The organism is Aeromicrobium senzhongii (assembly GCF_014334735.1).
GTDB classification, from domain to species: Bacteria; Actinomycetota; Actinomycetes; order Propionibacteriales; family Nocardioidaceae; genus Aeromicrobium; species Aeromicrobium senzhongii.
Map to the genome: position 1 here is coordinate 1497780 of NZ_CP060587.1, position 15523 is coordinate 1513302.

The 15523-nt window shown below is 69.1% G+C and carries 12 protein-coding genes and 1 tRNA gene; 9 read left to right on the forward strand and 4 right to left on the reverse strand.

Going from position 1 to position 15523, the window contains the following annotated elements; translation table 11 throughout:
* Nucleotides 1–8 precede the first annotated feature (8 nt).
* From H9L21_RS07530 to glsA, 8 genes are read left to right on the forward strand one after another with little or no spacing between them, the layout of a single operon-like run.
* Nucleotides 9–2240 (forward strand): [protein-PII] uridylyltransferase, encoded by a 2232-nt coding sequence (locus H9L21_RS07530; RefSeq protein WP_255467506.1) that lies wholly within the window; start codon nucleotides 9–11, stop codon nucleotides 2238–2240.
* 26 nt (nucleotides 2241–2266) lie between these two features.
* Entirely contained in the window at nucleotides 2267–3853 is a 1587-nt protein-coding gene (gene ffh, locus H9L21_RS07535; protein WP_154595041.1) for a signal recognition particle protein, read from the forward strand.
* 37 nt (nucleotides 3854–3890) lie between these two features.
* Nucleotides 3891–4403: a gluconokinase gene (locus H9L21_RS07540; protein ID WP_154595040.1), complete on the forward strand. Its 513-nt coding sequence runs from the start codon at nucleotides 3891–3893 to the stop codon at nucleotides 4401–4403.
* Nucleotides 4396–5730, forward strand: coding sequence for a GntP family permease (locus H9L21_RS07545; RefSeq protein WP_154595039.1), 1335 nt, complete (start codon nucleotides 4396–4398; stop codon nucleotides 5728–5730). The genes H9L21_RS07540 and H9L21_RS07545 overlap by 8 nt, the downstream gene beginning before the upstream one ends.
* Nucleotides 5731–5734: 4 nt before the next feature.
* On the forward strand, nucleotides 5735–7468 hold the full coding sequence (locus H9L21_RS07550) for an ABC transporter ATP-binding protein (protein ID WP_187411912.1): 1734 nt from the start codon (nucleotides 5735–5737) through the stop codon (nucleotides 7466–7468).
* Nucleotides 7465–9375 (forward strand): ABC transporter ATP-binding protein, encoded by a 1911-nt coding sequence (locus H9L21_RS07555; RefSeq protein WP_154595038.1) that lies wholly within the window; start codon nucleotides 7465–7467, stop codon nucleotides 9373–9375. Before H9L21_RS07550 ends, H9L21_RS07555 begins: the two co-directional genes overlap by 4 nt.
* Before the next feature lie 9 nt (nucleotides 9376–9384).
* Nucleotides 9385–10707: a ribosome biogenesis GTPase Der gene (gene der / locus H9L21_RS07560; RefSeq protein ID WP_255467485.1), complete on the forward strand. Its 1323-nt coding sequence runs from the start codon at nucleotides 9385–9387 to the stop codon at nucleotides 10705–10707.
* Entirely contained in the window at nucleotides 10707–11840 is a 1134-nt protein-coding gene (gene glsA, locus H9L21_RS07565; protein ID WP_154595036.1) for a glutaminase A, read from the forward strand. Before der ends, glsA begins: the two co-directional genes overlap by 1 nt.
* Here the strand turns inward: glsA and H9L21_RS07570 are convergent.
* The 3 genes from H9L21_RS07570 to H9L21_RS07580 all read right to left on the reverse strand — a co-directional run bounded on the left by H9L21_RS07570 (nucleotide 11837) and on the right by H9L21_RS07580 (nucleotide 14830).
* Nucleotides 11837–13027, reverse strand: a complete 1191-nt coding sequence (locus H9L21_RS07570) for an HNH endonuclease signature motif containing protein (RefSeq protein ID WP_154595035.1) — start codon at nucleotides 13025–13027, stop codon at nucleotides 11837–11839. The genes glsA and H9L21_RS07570 overlap by 4 nt on opposite strands.
* A 62-nt stretch (nucleotides 13028–13089) precedes the next feature.
* Nucleotides 13090–14055 carry an L-lactate dehydrogenase gene (locus H9L21_RS07575; protein ID WP_154595034.1) on the reverse strand — a complete coding sequence of 322 codons (966 nt, stop codon included), beginning with the start codon at nucleotides 14053–14055 and terminating at the stop codon, nucleotides 13090–13092.
* Nucleotides 14056–14092: 37 nt separating this feature from the next.
* Entirely contained in the window at nucleotides 14093–14830 is a 738-nt protein-coding gene (locus H9L21_RS07580; protein WP_154595033.1) for a CAP domain-containing protein, read from the reverse strand.
* A 139-nt stretch (nucleotides 14831–14969) separates the two neighbouring features.
* Between H9L21_RS07580 and H9L21_RS07585 the strand changes: the two genes are divergently transcribed.
* A tRNA-Pro gene (locus tag H9L21_RS07585) sits at nucleotides 14970–15053 on the forward strand.
* A gap of 103 nt (nucleotides 15054–15156) precedes the next feature.
* On the opposite strand, the gene H9L21_RS15610 is transcribed toward H9L21_RS07585, so the two are convergent.
* Nucleotides 15157–15357 (reverse strand): helix-turn-helix transcriptional regulator, encoded by a 201-nt coding sequence (locus tag H9L21_RS15610; protein WP_154595032.1) that lies wholly within the window; start codon nucleotides 15355–15357, stop codon nucleotides 15157–15159.
* Nucleotides 15358–15523 lie beyond the last annotated feature (166 nt).

The following is a 15523-nucleotide window of genomic DNA, read 5'->3' on the forward strand; positions in this document are numbered from 1 at the left end:
CGCTGGACCTGGCCCGCCGGGGCCGGGCCGAGGAGATGGACCGGCTGCTGCGCGACGCGTTCGCGGCAGTGGCCGGTGACATCGAGACCGGCCTGGCCCTGGCGGCCGTCGGCGGTTACGGGCGTGGTCGGCTGTCGCCGCACAGTGACGTCGACGTGGTCCTGATCCATTCCGACCAGCTCGATCCCGCCGAGGTGGACACCCGCGCCGCGCAGCTGTGGAGCCGGTTGTGGGAGGCGAAGGTTCCCCTGGACCATGCTGTCCACTCGATCACCGAGGCCGAGCACCTGGCCTCGACCGACCATCGCGTGGCGGTCGGTGTCATCGACGCCCGTTGCGTGGCCGGGGACGCCGGCGCGGTCGTCGCGATGCGCTCCACGGTGCTGGCCGGCTGGCGGCGTGAGGCGCGCCGCCGGTTGGTCGCCGTGCGAGAGGACCGCGATGCCCGGCTCGAGCGTTCGGGCCAACTGGCCTACGAGGCCGTGCCCGACCTGAAGAACTCCGGCGGAGGGCTGCGCGACACCGTGCTGCTGAAGGCGATCGCGGCCACCTGGCTGGTCGACGTGCCCACCCACGAGGTGTCCCAGCTGACCGACGAGCTCCTCGACGTCCGCGACCTGCTGCACGAGGTCGGCGGGCGCCGCTCCGACAAGCTGCTGCCCGAGCTGGTGCCGGACATCGCCGCTCGGCTGGACCGGTCGCCCGTGGACCTCGACGTCCACGTCCGGGACCTGGGCCGCCGGATCGACCACCTGGTGGCGCGTGCGTGGCGCCGCCTCGACGAGCTCGACCGCGACCCGCACCGCTCGGTCGGCAGCCGAGGCCCGGTGATCGAGCGGATCGTTCCGGGCGTGGGCCTCCTCGACGGTGAGATCGTGTTGACGGCGGACGCCAAGCCGGCCGAGGATCCCGAGCTGCTGTTCCGGGTCGCGACCTCGTCGGCGCGGCGCAACCTGCCGATCAACCAGGCGTCGCTGGACCGGCTGGCCCGCGACATCCGGTGGCCCGACGAGCCGATGCCGCCGTCGACCCACCGCTGGCTGCTGGAGTGGCTGACGGCGGGCCGCCGCCTGGTGCCGGTGTGGCTGCAACTGGACTTCGCCGGCCTGATCGACTCCTTCTGTCCCGAGTGGGCGGGCATCCGGCTGCGGGGCTCGTCGTCGCCGATCCACCGGTTCACCGTCGACCGCCACAGTCTCGAGGCGGTCGTGAACGCCGACGAGCTCAACCGCGACGTCGCTCGTCCGGACCTGCTGGCGGTGGCGTGCCTCCTGCACGACATCGGCAAGGGAGTCGAGGGCGATCACAGCGAGGTGGGCGAGCCGATGGCCGTGGCCATCGCGCGGCGCTGGGGCTTCGACGACGAGGACGCGCGGACGGTCGGCTGGCTGGTCCGGCGGCACCTGTTGCTGCCCACGATCGCGACCCGGCGCGACATCGAGGACCCCGTCACGGCGGCCAACGTCGCCGAGTTCATCGCGGACGAGGGCGCGCTGGACCTGCTGGCCGCCCTGACGGCCTGCGACGCTCGAGCCACCAGCGCCGGGGCGTGGAGCGATTGGCGCCGGAGCCTGATCGAAGGGCTCGTCGGCAAGGTCCGCGACCAGCTCTGCGGGCGGGCGCCTGTCGAGGAGGTGGAGTATGCCGGCTGGCCGGCGCACGTCCCGGTCCCGCAGATCCAGTCCGTGGCCCCCGACGAGCTCATCGTGACCGCTCAGCCGCACCACGACGGCTCGCTCATCACCATCGTCTCGGCCGATCGCCGCGGCATGCTCGCGGACCTGGCCGGTGGGCTGACGGTCGCCGGGCTGAACATCCGGTCCTGTCGCAGCGTCACGATCGGCAGCGTGGCGGCGACATTGTGGGAGGTCTCCCGGCCCCAGGTCGACACGGCGGCGCTCACCCAACGGCTGAAGCCCGTGCTCGAGGGCCGGATGGACCTGTCGCAGCGTCTCGCCTATCGCCTCGAACGCGACGAGTACGAGCCGCGCGTCAGCGTGCTGGACACCTCCGAGCAGTCCGCCACCCTGGTGCAGGTGCGCACGCTGGATCGCCGGGGTCTGGTGTGGACGGTGTGTCACACGATCGCGTCGCTGGGGCACCACATCCGCTCGGCGCACCTGTCGACCTACGGCGACGAGGCCCGCGACGTCTTCTACGCGACGGACGACGACAACCGGGCCCTGACGGACGAAGCGGCGCAGGTGTTGCGCCAGGCGGTGAGCGACGCCCTGTCCTGACGAGTGCTCGGCTACTCTGGGGACCTATGTTCGATTCGCTGCAGGACCGGCTCCAGTCGGCATTCAAGGGACTCCGCGGCAAGGGCAAGCTGTCCGACGCCGACATCGACGCGGTCGCCCGCGAGATCCGCGTCGCTCTGCTCGACGCCGATGTCGCCGTGCCGGTCGTGCGCGAGTTCATCTCCAACGTCAAGGAGCGCGCCCGCGGCGCCGAGGTGAGCCAGGCGCTCAACCCGGCGCAGCAGGTCATCAAGATCGTCAACGACGAGCTCGTGCGCATCCTCGGTGGCGAGACGCGTCGCATCCGCTTCGCCAAGAACCCGCCGACCGTCATCATGCTGGCCGGCCTCCAGGGCGCGGGCAAGACGACCCTCGCGGGCAAGCTGGGTCGCTGGCTCAAGGCCCAGGGCCACTCGCCCATGCTGGTCGCGGCCGACCTGCAGCGCCCCAACGCCGTCACCCAGTTGAAGGTCGTCGGCGACCAGGCCGGGGTCACCGTCTTCGCGCCCGAGGCCGGCAACGTCGGCGGGGTCCAGACCACCTCGGGCACCCAGAGCATCGGCGACCCGGTCCAGGTCGCGCGCGACGCCATCACCGAGGCCAAGCGCACGCTGCACGACGTCGTCGTCATCGACACCGCCGGCCGCCTGGCGATCGACGCCGACCTGATGAAGCAGGCCCGGGACATCCGCGACGCCACGCAGCCCGACGAGGTGCTGTTCGTCATCGACGCGATGATCGGCCAGGACGCGGTCGGCACGGCCGAGGCCTTCCTCGAGGGCGTCGACTTCACCGGTGTCGTCCTGTCGAAGCTCGACGGCGACGCCCGCGGCGGTGCCGCGCTGTCGGTCCGCTCGGTCACCGGCCGGCCGATCATGTTCGCCTCCACGGGCGAGAAGCTCGACGAGTTCGACGTCTTCCACCCCGACCGCATGGCCTCGCGCATCCTCGACATGGGCGACGTCATGACGCTCATCGAGCAGGCCGAGAAGGTCATGGACGCCGAGCAGGCGGCCGCCGCGGCCGAGAAGGTCGCCGGCGGGTCGTTCACGCTGGCCGACTTCCTCCAGCAGATGGAGGCCCTGTCGAAGATGGGGTCGATGACCAAGATGCTCGGGATGCTCCCGGGCATGGGTCAGTTCAAGGACCAGCTCGCGAACTTCGACGAGAAGGACATCGACAAGATCAAGGCGATCATCCGCTCGATGACGCCCGCCGAGCGCGACAATCCCAAGATCATCGACGGTTCGCGCCGCGCCCGGATCGCCCGCGGCTCGGGCACGCAGGTCAGCGACGTCAACCAGCTGGTCACCCGCTTCTTCGAGGCGGCCAAGATGATGCAGCGCATGGCCAAGGGCGGCGGAATGCCCGGCATGCCCGGTATGGGTGGCATGCCCGGGATGCCCGGCATGGGTGCGGGCAAGCGCGCCGGCGCCAAGCAGCCGAAGCAGGCCAACAAGAAGAAGGGCAAGCGCGTGTCGGGCAATCCCGCCAAGCGCGCCGCCGCGGCCAAGGCCGAACCGACCAAGCCCGCCGGTGCGGGCGCGTTCGGGTTCGACGCCAACTCCGCCGACGACTTCGAGTTGCCCAAGGAACTGCGCGACCTGCTCTGACGCGACGGTCGCCGCGTTGCGGCGTAAGGTTCTGGCCATGAAACCGGTCCTGGTCGTGGTGATGGGGATCTCCGGGGTCGGGAAATCGGCGGTCGGTCATGCCGTCGCCGACCGTGCCGGTGTCCCGTACGCCGACGGAGACGATTACCACCCGAAGGCCAACATCGAGAAGATGTCGGCCGGCCAGGCGCTCACCGACGAGGACCGCTGGCCCTGGCTCGAGTTGATCGGCCAGTGGCTGGCCGATCACGACGCGACCGGCGGCGTGGTGAGCTGCTCGGCCCTGCGCCGGGTCTACCGCGAGGTGCTGACCCAGCACGCGCCCCGCACCGTCTTCCTGCACCTCGTCGGCGACCACGCGCTGATCCAGTCGCGCATGGAGGCGCGCGACCACTTCATGCCCGTGTCGCTGCTGGAGTCCCAGGAGGCCACCCTCGAGCCGCTCGAGGCCGACGAGAACGGCGTCGTCTTCGACGTCACGGAGACGCCCGATCGGATCGCTGCGGCGTTCCTGGTCTGGCTGCGCAGCCAGGAGGACCGGCATGAGTGACTCGACCCAACTGATTCTGGCGGCGCTGCTGGGCATCACCGTCATCGTCGTGCTGATCACGGTGGCCAAGCTGCACCCGTTCCTGAGTCTGACGCTCGGCTCGCTCGTGGTGGGCGCCGCGGCCGGCATGTCGCTGACCGACACGGTCGAGAGCTTCAGCGCCGGTGTCGGGTCGACCGTCGCCGGAGTGGGCATGCTGATCGCGCTGGGCGCGATGTTCGGCAAGCTGCTGGCCGACTCCGGGGGAGCGGACCAGGTCGTCGACACGATCATCGGCAAGTCGCCCGAGAAGCTGCTGCCCTGGGCGATGGCCGCGATCGGAGCGATCATCGGCCTGCCGATGTTCTTCGAGATCGGCCTCGTGCTCCTGATGCCGGTCATCTTCCTGGTCGCGCGCCGATCGGGTCAGTCGCTGATCGCGTTGGGAATCCCCGCGCTGGCCGGCCTGTCGGCGATGCACGGCTTCGTGCCCCCGCACCCGGGTCCGCTGATCGCGGTGGACGCGCTGGGGGCCGACCTCGGCCTGACCCTCGGCCTGGGTGTCCTGGTGGCGATCCCGACGATCATCGTGGCGGGCCCTCTGTTCGCCCAACTCGCGACCCGCTGGGTCGACGTCCCGACGCCGACGCTGTTCGAGGCCGAGGAGCCGCGCAAAGCAGAGGACCGTCCCTCGTTCGCCATCACGCTGGCCACCGTCCTGCTGCCCGTCGTGCTGATGCTGGCCAAGACCGTCGCGGACATCGTCGACGCCCAGGGCACCGTTCGCGCGGCGCTCGACTTCATCGGCACGCCGCTGATCGCGCTGCTGATCTCGGTCCTGGTCGCCCTGTTCACGTTCGGCAAGGGCGGCCGGATGAGCTGGCAGAGCATCAACGACAGTGTCGCCAACTCCCTGGGCCCGATCGCGGGCATCGTGTTCATCGTCGGCGCCGGCGGCGGCTTCAAGCAGACGCTCGTCGACACCGGCATCGCCGACGTGATCGCGGAGTGGGTCGAGGGGACGGATCTCTCGGTGCTGCTGGTGGCCTGGCTCGTGGCCGTGCTGATCCGGCTCGCCACCGGCTCGGCGACCGTGGCCACGGTGACCGCCGCGGGCATCATGGTGCCGCTCGCCGAAGGGCTCAGCACCCCCGAGACCTCGCTCATGGTGCTGGCGATCGGTGCCGGATCGGTCTTCTTCAGCCATGTCAACGACGCGGGCTTCTGGTTGGTCAAGGAGTACTTCGGCATGACCGTGGGCCAGACGATCAAGACGTGGTCTCTCATGGAGACGGTGCTCTCGGTGTCGGGACTGGCGTTCGTCATGTTGTTGAGCCTCGTAGTGTGACCACGTGCTGATCGCGCTCCTGCGCCACCACCTGCGCCCCTACCGGGTGTCAATCCTGGTGGTCTGCCTCTTCCAGTTGATCCAGACCGTCGCCACGCTCTACCTGCCCGGCCTGAACGCCGACATCATCGACGAGGGCGTGGCCCAGGGCGACGTCGGGCACATCTGGCAGGTCGGTGGCCTGATGCTGGGCGTGACGGTGCTGCAGGTCGTGTGCAACGTGGTGGCCGTCTTCGTCGGTTCGCGGGTGGCGATGGCGGTCGGCCGGGACCTGCGCCGCGAGGTCTTCGGCAAGGTGCAGTCGTTCGGCAGCCGCGAGGTCGCCTCGTTCGGACCGCCGACGCTCATCACCCGGAACACCAACGACGTCCAGCAGGTCCAACTGCTGCTCTTCATGGGCCTGACGATGATGGTCGCCGCGCCGATCACCGGCATCGGCGGGCTGGTGCTGGCGTTGCGCGAGGACGTGCCGCTGTCGGGCGTCTTCCTCATCGTGCTGCCGGTGCTGGCGATCTCGTTGGGCCTGATCATCGCCCGGATGCGGCCGCTCTTCCGGCTGATGCAGGTCCGGATCGACACCCTGAACCAGATCATGCGCGAGCAGATCACCGGCGTACGTGTCGTGCGCGCGTTCGTGCGTGAGGACCAGGAGGCCGCCCGCTTCGCCGAGGCCAACGAGCTGAACCGCCAGGTCGCCGTCGGCGCCGGTCGGCTCATGTCCTCGTTCTTTCCTCTGCTGATGGGAATCATGAATCTCTCGGTCGTCCTGGTGCTGTGGTGGGGCGGCTCGCGGGTGGGCGCAGGGGACCTGCAGATCGGTCAGCTGACGGCGTTCCAGCAGTACCTGATCCAGACCCTGATGGCCGTCATGATGGCGACCTTCATGTTCATGCTGTGGCCGCGCTCGGAGGTCTCGGCCGAGCGCATCACCGAGGTCCTGAGCACCGAGCCCGCGATCGACCTCGATCCCGAGGTCCCGAGCGTCGACCTCGTCGGTGGGCGCGTCGACGTCGAGGGTGCGGCGTTCGCCTACCCGGGCGCCGAGCACGCCGTGGTCGAGGACGTGTCCTTCATCGCCCGCCCGGGCCAGACCACCGCGATCGTCGGGTCGACCGGCAGCGGCAAGACGACCGTGCTGGGCCTCGTCGCGCGGCTGTTCGACGTCACGGCCGGACGGGTCCTGATCGACGGCCTCGACATCCGCGACGTGCGACCCGCCGACGTGTGGCGGGCGGTCGGACTCGTGCCGCAGAAGGCGCTGCTGTTCAGCGGCACCATCGCGGACAACCTGCGGTTCGGCCGCGCCGACGCCACCGACGACGAGCTGTGGGACGCGCTGCGGATCGCCCAGGCCGAGGACTTCGTGCGCGCGATGCCCGACGGCCTGGAGTCGTCGGTGTCCCAGGGCGGCTCGAACTTCTCCGGCGGCCAGCGTCAGCGCCTCGCGATCGCCCGGGCCGTGGTGAAGCGACCGCGGATCTACCTATTCGACGACTCGTTCTCGGCCCTGGACTACGCCACGGACGCCGCCCTCCGCTCCGCGCTCAAGCCGGTGACGGCCGACGCGGCCGTGCTGATCGTCGCCCAGCGGATCAGCACGATCCGTCAGGCCGAGCGCATCGTGGTCCTCGACGAGGGTCGCGTCGTCGGCACGGGCACGCACGACGAGCTCATGGACGACTGTGAGGTCTACCGCGAGATCGTCCTGTCGCAGCTCTCGCCGGAGGAGGCCCGATGAGCTGGCACGGGTCGCCGCAGAAGCCGGCGAAGGCGAACAACTTCCGTGCGACGTCCGGCCGGGTCTTCCGCCGACTGTTGCTCGATCGCACGATGGTGCTCTCGCTGGGCCTCTTCGGACTGATCGGTGTGACGCTCTCGGTCATCGGGCCCAAGGTGCTCGGTCACGCGACGGACATCATCTTCGACGGCTTCATCTCGAGCCGGTTCCCCGAGGGCATGACGAAGGCCGAGGCGGTCGCGTCCCTGCGTGCCGACGGGCAGGACCAGCTGGCCGAGCTCGTCGGAGCGCTGGACCTGCGCCCGGGCGAGGGGATCGACATGCGCGAGCTGGGCACGGTCCTGGCGATCGTCGCCGTGATCTACCTGGTGTCGTCGCTGTTCATGTGGCTGCAGGGCGTCCTGGCCACCACGGTCGTTCAACGCATGGTCGCCGACCTGCGCAACGACGTCGAGGACCAGTTGAATCACCTACCGCTGGCGCACCTGGACGGCCAGGAGCGCGGCGAGATCATGTCGCGGACCACGAACGACCTGGACAACCTGGCCCAGTCGCTGCAGCAGACGCTGAGCCAGATGATCACGAGCATTCTCATGGTCATCGGCACCCTGGCGATGATGTTCTGGATCTCGCCGCTGCTGACGATCATCGCGCTGGTGACGATCCCGGTCGCGCTGGTCATCACCGGTGCGGTGATGAAGCGCTCGCAGCCGCAGTTCGTGGCCCAGTGGACGCAGACCGGACGGCTCAACGCGATCGTCGAGGAGTCGTTCACCGGTCACGAGGTCGTCAAGGTCTTCGGGCGTCAGCAGGCCGCCGAGGAGGAGTTCGCCACCACCAACGATGCGTTGTTCGGGGCCGCGTTCCGCGCGCAGTTCATCTCCGGCGTCATCCAGCCCTTGATGATGTTCGTCTCCAACCTCAACTACGTGCTGGTCGCCGTCGTGGGCGGTCTGCGCGTCGCCTCCGGATCGTTGTCGCTGGGCTCGGTGCAGGCGTTCATCCAGTACTCGCGCCAGTTCACCCAACCCCTGACACAGGTGGCCGCGATGGTGAACCTGCTGCAGTCGGGGATGGCCTCGGCCGAGCGCGTCTTCGCCTTCCTCGACGAGGAGCGCGAGCGCCCCGACCGCGAGGACGCCCCGGCGCCCGATCCGCTGCGCGGCCGCGTCGTGTTCGACCACGTCGACTTCTCGTACAGCGACGAGCCGCTGATCGAGGACCTGTCGTTGGTCGCCGAGCCGGGTCAGACGGTCGCGATCGTGGGTCCCACGGGCGCGGGCAAGACGACGCTGACCAACCTCGTGCTGCGCTTCTACGACGTCGACGCCGGGCGCATCACGCTCGACGGTGTCGACATCGCCGAGATGAGCCGCCGCGAGCTGCGTGACGACTTCGGGGTCGTGCTGCAGGACACGTGGCTCTTCTCGGGGACGATCCGCGAGAACATCGCCTACGGCGCCGACGACCCCACGGAGGAGCAGATCCTGGCCGCCGCGAAGGCCGCCTCGGTCGACCACTTCGTGCGCACCCTGCCCGACGGCTACGACACCGTGATCACCGACGACGGCGGGGGAGTGAGCGCCGGTCAGCGGCAGTTGCTCACGATCGCCCGCGCGTTCCTGGCTGATCCGGCGATCCTCGTGCTGGACGAGGCGACCAGTTCGGTGGACACCCGCACCGAGGCGCTGGTGCAGGCGGCGATGAACGATCTTCGCTCCGGTCGCACCAGTTTCGTGGTGGCGCACCGGCTCTCGACCATCCGCGACGCGGACCTGATCGTGGTCATGGAACAGGGCCGGATCGTCGAGCAGGGGACCCACGACGAGCTCATCGCGGCCGAGGGTGCGTACCAACGGTTGTACTCGGCCCAGTTCGCCTCCACGACGTTCACACCGCCCCGATAGGCTGGGGTGGTGTCCACCCAGCCTGTTCTCGCCGTCATCGGCCGTCCCAATGTCGGTAAGTCGACTCTCGTCAACCGCATCATCGGTCGCCGCGAAGCCGTCGTGGAGGACGTTCCCGGCGTGACCCGCGACCGCGTCCCCTACGACGCGATCTGGAACGGCCGTTCCTTCACGGTCGTCGACACCGGCGGCTGGGACCCCGACGCCAAGGGCATGGCCGAGCGCATCGCCGCCCAGGCCGAGGTCGCGATCGCCGTCGCCGACGCCATCTTGTTCGTCGTCGACGCCACGGTCGGCGCCACCGACATCGACGACAAGGTCGTCAAGCTGCTGCGCGCCTCCGGCAAGCCGGTCGTGCTGGCCGCCAACAAGGTCGACGACCAGAAGGGCGAACTCGAGGCGGCCTCGCTGTGGAACCTCGGACTCGGCGAGCCGTACGCCGTCTCGGCCCTGCACGGCCGTGGCAGCGGCGACATGCTCGACGCGATCCTCGACGCGCTGCCCGAGGCCCCGAAGGAGGACTTCGACGCCCCCCGCGGCCCGCGCCGGGTCGCGATCGTCGGCAAGCCGAACGTGGGCAAGTCCAGCCTGCTGAACAAGTTCGCCGGTGAGGACCGCGTCGTCGTCGACAACGTCTCGGGCACGACCGTCGACCCCGTCGACGAGCTGGTCGAGCTCGGCGGCCGCGTGTGGACCTTCATCGACACCGCCGGCATCCGCAAGCGCGTGAAGACCGCGACGGGTCACGAGTACTACGCCAGCCTGCGCACCTCCGCCGCGATCGAGCGCGCCGAGGTCTGCGTCATGGTGATCGACGCCAGCGAGTCCATCAGCGAGCAGGACCTGCGGATCATCAACTCGATCGAGGAGACCGGCCGCGCCGTCGTGCTGGCCTTCAACAAGTGGGACCTCGTCGACGACGAGCGCCGCTTCTACCTCGAGCGCGAGATCGAGCGCGACCTCGTGCAGATCCCGTGGGCGCCGCGCATCAACGTGGCGGCCCGCACCGGCTGGCACATCGACCGCCTCGTGAAGGCGCTCGACGCCGCCCTCGAGGGCTGGGAGACCCGCGTGTCCACCGGTGCGCTCAACTCGTTCCTCGGCCGCCTCGTGGCCGAGCACCCGCACCCCGTGCGTGGCGGCAAGCAGCCGAAGATCCTGTTCGGCACGCAGGCCTCCACCGCGCCGCCGACCTTCGTGCTGTTCACCTCGGGCAAGCTCGAGGCGGGCTACCTGCGATTCATCGAGCGCCGCCTGCGCGAGGAGTTCGGCTTCGTGGGCAGCCCGATCCACCTGACCCAGCGCCCCCGCAAGAAGCGCGAGCGCCGCTGATGCGGTCGCCGGTTCCGGAGTATCTCGACGCGGTCCTGCGCGACTGCGCCCAGGACGACTCCGAACCGGCGGCCATCGCGATCACGACGATCGACGACTCCCACCATGCGGCCGGCGATGTGGAGCAGCGCTTCACCATCCAGTCGATGTCGAAGCCGTTCGCGTACGCCCTGGCGATCGAGCGGCTGGGCTGGGAGGCCGTGCACGACAAGATCGACGTGGAGCCCTCCGGTGAGGCGTTCAACGAGATCTCGCTGGATTCGGAGACCGGGCGTCCGCACAACCCGATGATCAACGCCGGCGCGATCGCCACCGCCGGGCTCATCGGATCGTTCGAGACGTTCGCCGAGTTCGCCTCGAAGCTGGCCGGCCGCGAGCTGGAGATGGACGAGGCGGTGTTCGAGTCCGAGATGGACGACGCGCATCGCAACCTCGCCCTGGCGCACCTGCTGGCCGCCTACGAGATCATCGACGACCCGGTGGAGGCGGTCGACCACTACCTGCGCCAGTGTGCGCTCTCGGTGGACGTCCGCGACCTCTCGACGATGGCGTCCGTGCTGGCGAACGGGGGAGTGCACCCCGACTCCGGTGAGCGGCTGATGGCCGAGCAGACCGCCATCCAGGTGCTCAGCGTCATGGCGACGTGCGGCATGTACGACGACGCGGGGGACTGGCTGGCCTCGGTCGGCATCCCGGCCAAGAGCGGCGTGTCCGGCGGGATCATCGGGGTGCTGCCCGGACAGGTCGGTGTGGCTGTCTTCTCGCCCGGCCTGGACGACCACGGCACCAGCACCGTGGGTGTGCAGATGATGCGCAAGCTCTCGAGCGACATGGGCATGCATCTGATGAACCCCGGCCGACCGTCGCGATCGGCGCTGGCGGAGGTCAGGGTCGACGATGACGAGACCGTGTACGTGCTGACCGGCGATCTGCTCTTCTCGAGTGCCGAGTCGCTCTTCCGGCGCCTGCTGGCCGAGCCACCCGAGACGGAGACGGTCGTCCTGGAGATCTCGCGGGTCGGCGAGGTCAGCGACGTCGGTCGCCGCATGGCCTTGGAGGCGAAGAGCCGCCTGGAGGAGGACGGGTTCACCGTTCGGGTCAACGACGGGGACGAGACGAACCGGCTCGACTAGCCGGCGCACAGGTCGACCTCGATCACCAGGGGCGAGGGCAGGTGCCATCGTTCGCGATGCTCGATCGGCGGTGCGATGTACTTCTCGGGCAGTCGTCCGTGCGACTTCATGTTGTGGTGTTTGCGGCACAGGCAACGCAGGTTCGCCGCGGTCGTGCCGCCCCCTCGGTCGTAGGCGAGCTCGTGGTCGAGGTCGGTCTCTGATGCCGGTGCCCGGCAACCCGCGACGCGGCAGGTGCCGTCACGCCAGTGCAGCGCGGCCCGGAGCGCGCCGGGCGGTTGATACCCCAGCGCCGTGGTGTCGAGGACGTTGCCCACGGGGTCGAGCACGAGGCGGCGGAAGAGGGTGGTGTCAGAGGCGGCCAGTTCACGGACCCACTCGGGCGGGACCGGATGCTCGCCGTCGCGGGTGATCCCGGGGCCGTCGGTGAGGCCGACCAGGTCGGCGGCATCGATCGCGATGGCGATCTCGGCGTGGATCTGCGTCTCGGTGCCGGTGCACGACGTGAGCCAGTGCCCGACGAGGTCGGCCTGCTTCTGGTCGCGAGTGCGGCGGTCGCGGTCGCCCGTGTCGGGGTTGTACTTCGGCAACGCCTTGGCAGCGCGACGCAGACGTTCACCGGCCGCGATCGCGACAGGCGTGGGGAGCAGTGCGGACAACCAGGACGTGCCGTCGCCGTTGTGGTTGATGTCGACCCGGCGTGTCTCGACTGCCTGGTCGGCCTCGGCCTGGACCTCGGCCGGCTCGAGCCGGGCGCGCATGCGATTCAGCCAGCTGCGCAGCTCTCCCACCGTGTGGGTGGTGGCGTAGGAGACCACACTGGCGTCGAGTGCCTCGACCGAGGCGGTCGCGGTCAACCGGTCGATGGTGGCGGCGATCTGGGAGACGCGTGCGGCATCGAGGGAGCCGTCATGGAAGGCGATCCAGACCCGGGGCGCTCGATCGCGCACGGTGCGGGCGTCGTTGACGATGGCCCACACGCGGTTCTCGGTGACGTGGAGGGCTTGGGCGATCTCGAGGGTGACCTCGCGGCGGCCGAGTTCCTTGCCGATCGGCGGCGCGTCCTGTGCATCGACCTCGTCGGTGCCGAGCGTGTGTGCGGCCAGGATCATCGACCACGTCGCGTACTCCGCACGCGCCTGCACCCGGGCCGCGTGATGCAGCATCAGGGTGGTCGAGGTGTCCATGCAGACAACCTACGAAGGACCTCCGACACTGCCTCGGGGCCGTTGCACCACCGACGGGCGCGTCAGATTCCGAGGTCCTCCTGGACCTTCTTCAGTGCCTCGGCCGAGGCGTGCAGGTGCCGATCCTCCTGCGCCGACATGCGCACGTCGAGGACCTGGGCGACGCCGCGGGAGTTCACGACACTCGGTAGGGACAGGGCGACGCCGTCGATGCCGTGGTGGCCGCGGTGGACGATGCTCACCGGCAGGACGGCGTTCTCGTCGTTGAGGATCGCCTCGACGATGCGGGCAGCCGAGATGCCGATCGCGTAGTTGGTGGCCCCCTTGCCCTCGATGACCTTGTACGCCGCGTTGCGGACGGTGTCGGCGATCTCGTCGAGCTCGGCGTGGGTGAAGGGGCGACGTTCGGGGGCGGTGCTGGAGGGCTGCCAGTCCAGGATGGGCACGGGGCCGATGCGTGCCTGGGACCAGAGGGCGAACTCGGTGTCGCCGTGCTCACCGACGATGTCGGCGTGGACGCTGTTGGGCGCGATACCCGCGCGGGTGGCGAGCAATTGGCGAAGTCGTGAGGTGTCGAGCACGGTGCCCGACGCCATCACCCGCTCGTCGGGAAGTCCCGTGATCTGCTGGGCGGCCACGGTCAGGACGTCGCATGGGTTGGTCACCAGCATGTAGACGGCATTCGGGGCCTGCTCCATCAGGACGGGCAGCAGGCTCTCGAGGATCCGGACGTTCGTCCCCGCCAAGTCGATGCGCGACTGGCCCGGGTCCTGCTTCGCGCCCGCCGTGATCACCACGAGATGCGCGCCGGCGACCACGGAGGGGTCGGCGCCGCCAATGATCTGGCTGCTGCCCGTGTAGAGCGCACCATGCTGCAGATCGAGGACCTCTGCCTCGACCTTCGCCTGGTTCACGTCGTACAGCGCGATGGTGCGCGCCGATCGACGGATCAGGCAGGCGTACGCGATCGCGGTGCCCACACTGCCGGCTCCGATGACGGCGACCTTGGAGTTCTCGATGACGGCCATGTCTCCAGTGTGTGCGCACCAGGGCCCTTGCGCTGGGTCAGCCCCCGTACGGCTCCTCGTACCACGGAGTCACGGCGACGAAGGAGATCCAGTCCCGCGACGCCACGTAACCAGCTCCGAACAGCGCGTTCCCGGTGAGGAGAGCCCGTCGTGTCGGCCGGTCCGCCCGCCAGGCGGCGATCCGACCGCGCGCTCCGGATTCGGCGCTTTCGTGCGCGGCACGCAAGGTGACGCCGTCAGGGATGTAGTCGTGCGGCTGAGGATCCGGCGCCGCGACGGCGAGGTCCCTGACCCAGAGCTGGGCACTGCGGTTGAGCGAAGGGATCAGCGCGATCGGGCCGCGCCCGTGCTTCTTGCGGTACGCGTTGACGTCGCGCTCGATGATGGCGCGCGCCTTCTCACCCTCGGTGCGTGCCTTCGCCGCCCTCACGATGACGCGGCGCGAGTACGCAGTCCTCACCTTCTTCGTGGCATGGAGCTTGACGCGGTACGTGGACTTCCTCGCGGTGACCCGGACGGTGGCGGAGTACCTTGACCACCGATCGACCTTGGTGGTCTTGACGGTTCGCCAGCCCTTGGCCGTCTTCCGCTGCAGGGCGACCTTGGCCCCGATGGCCTTCTTCGAGCCGACCCGTCCGGCGAACATCGACTGGGAGCCCAGCGTGACCTTGGCGATGTGGAAGGACAGCTCGACCTTCGGCTTCGTCCTGGCCTCGGCCGCGCCGGGCGCGAGTGCGACCATGAACGCGGCGAGCGCCGCGACAACGGCGGTCATTCTGGGGGTCATGGAGTTCCTTCCGTCGGACACCTCACTATCCACCCGGCTCGGCGGATGGTCCAGTGAGAACGGCCACCACGGTGCGGGGTCCGTAGCGGGAGTCGGCGAGGCGTGGGGTAGGATCGGAGAGTTGTCACGGGCTGTAGCGCAGCTTGGTAGCGCACCTGACTGGGGGTCAGGGGGTCGCACAGCCGCTACTCGAAAATCACTGCTATTTCAATGTTTTCCTGTGTCGCGAAATTCGTAACTGGCCGTTCTCACCAGATACTCACTCGTAACGACGAATCCTCTTGGGTCAACGACCGGTAACTGATGAGAGTGGGCTACGTTTCGGGATCCCCCAGGAGGCCCTCGACCCAGCGGTCGACATCTTCTCGGCGGAACCGCACATGCCTACCCACTTGGAAGCCTCGCGGGCCGAGTTGAGGTCGAACGGATCGCCAGTTGTAAATGGTTTTCTTCGGTATCTGGAGCTCATTCGCGAGATCGTCGATGCTCAGGTACCGGGGGCGTTCACTGTTCATAACCGCACCCGCTCGCGCTGGACGTGCTTGGTCTACGCATCTGCCACCCCCGCTCCCGGTTAACTGGCGAGACCCACCGGTGAGGGAGCCGGAGCCGGATGTCTCGGCGGCGCCAGGTCTCCGATCTGAAGACGGTCGATCGTCGCTCCAGCGCCTCCTGAAGTCA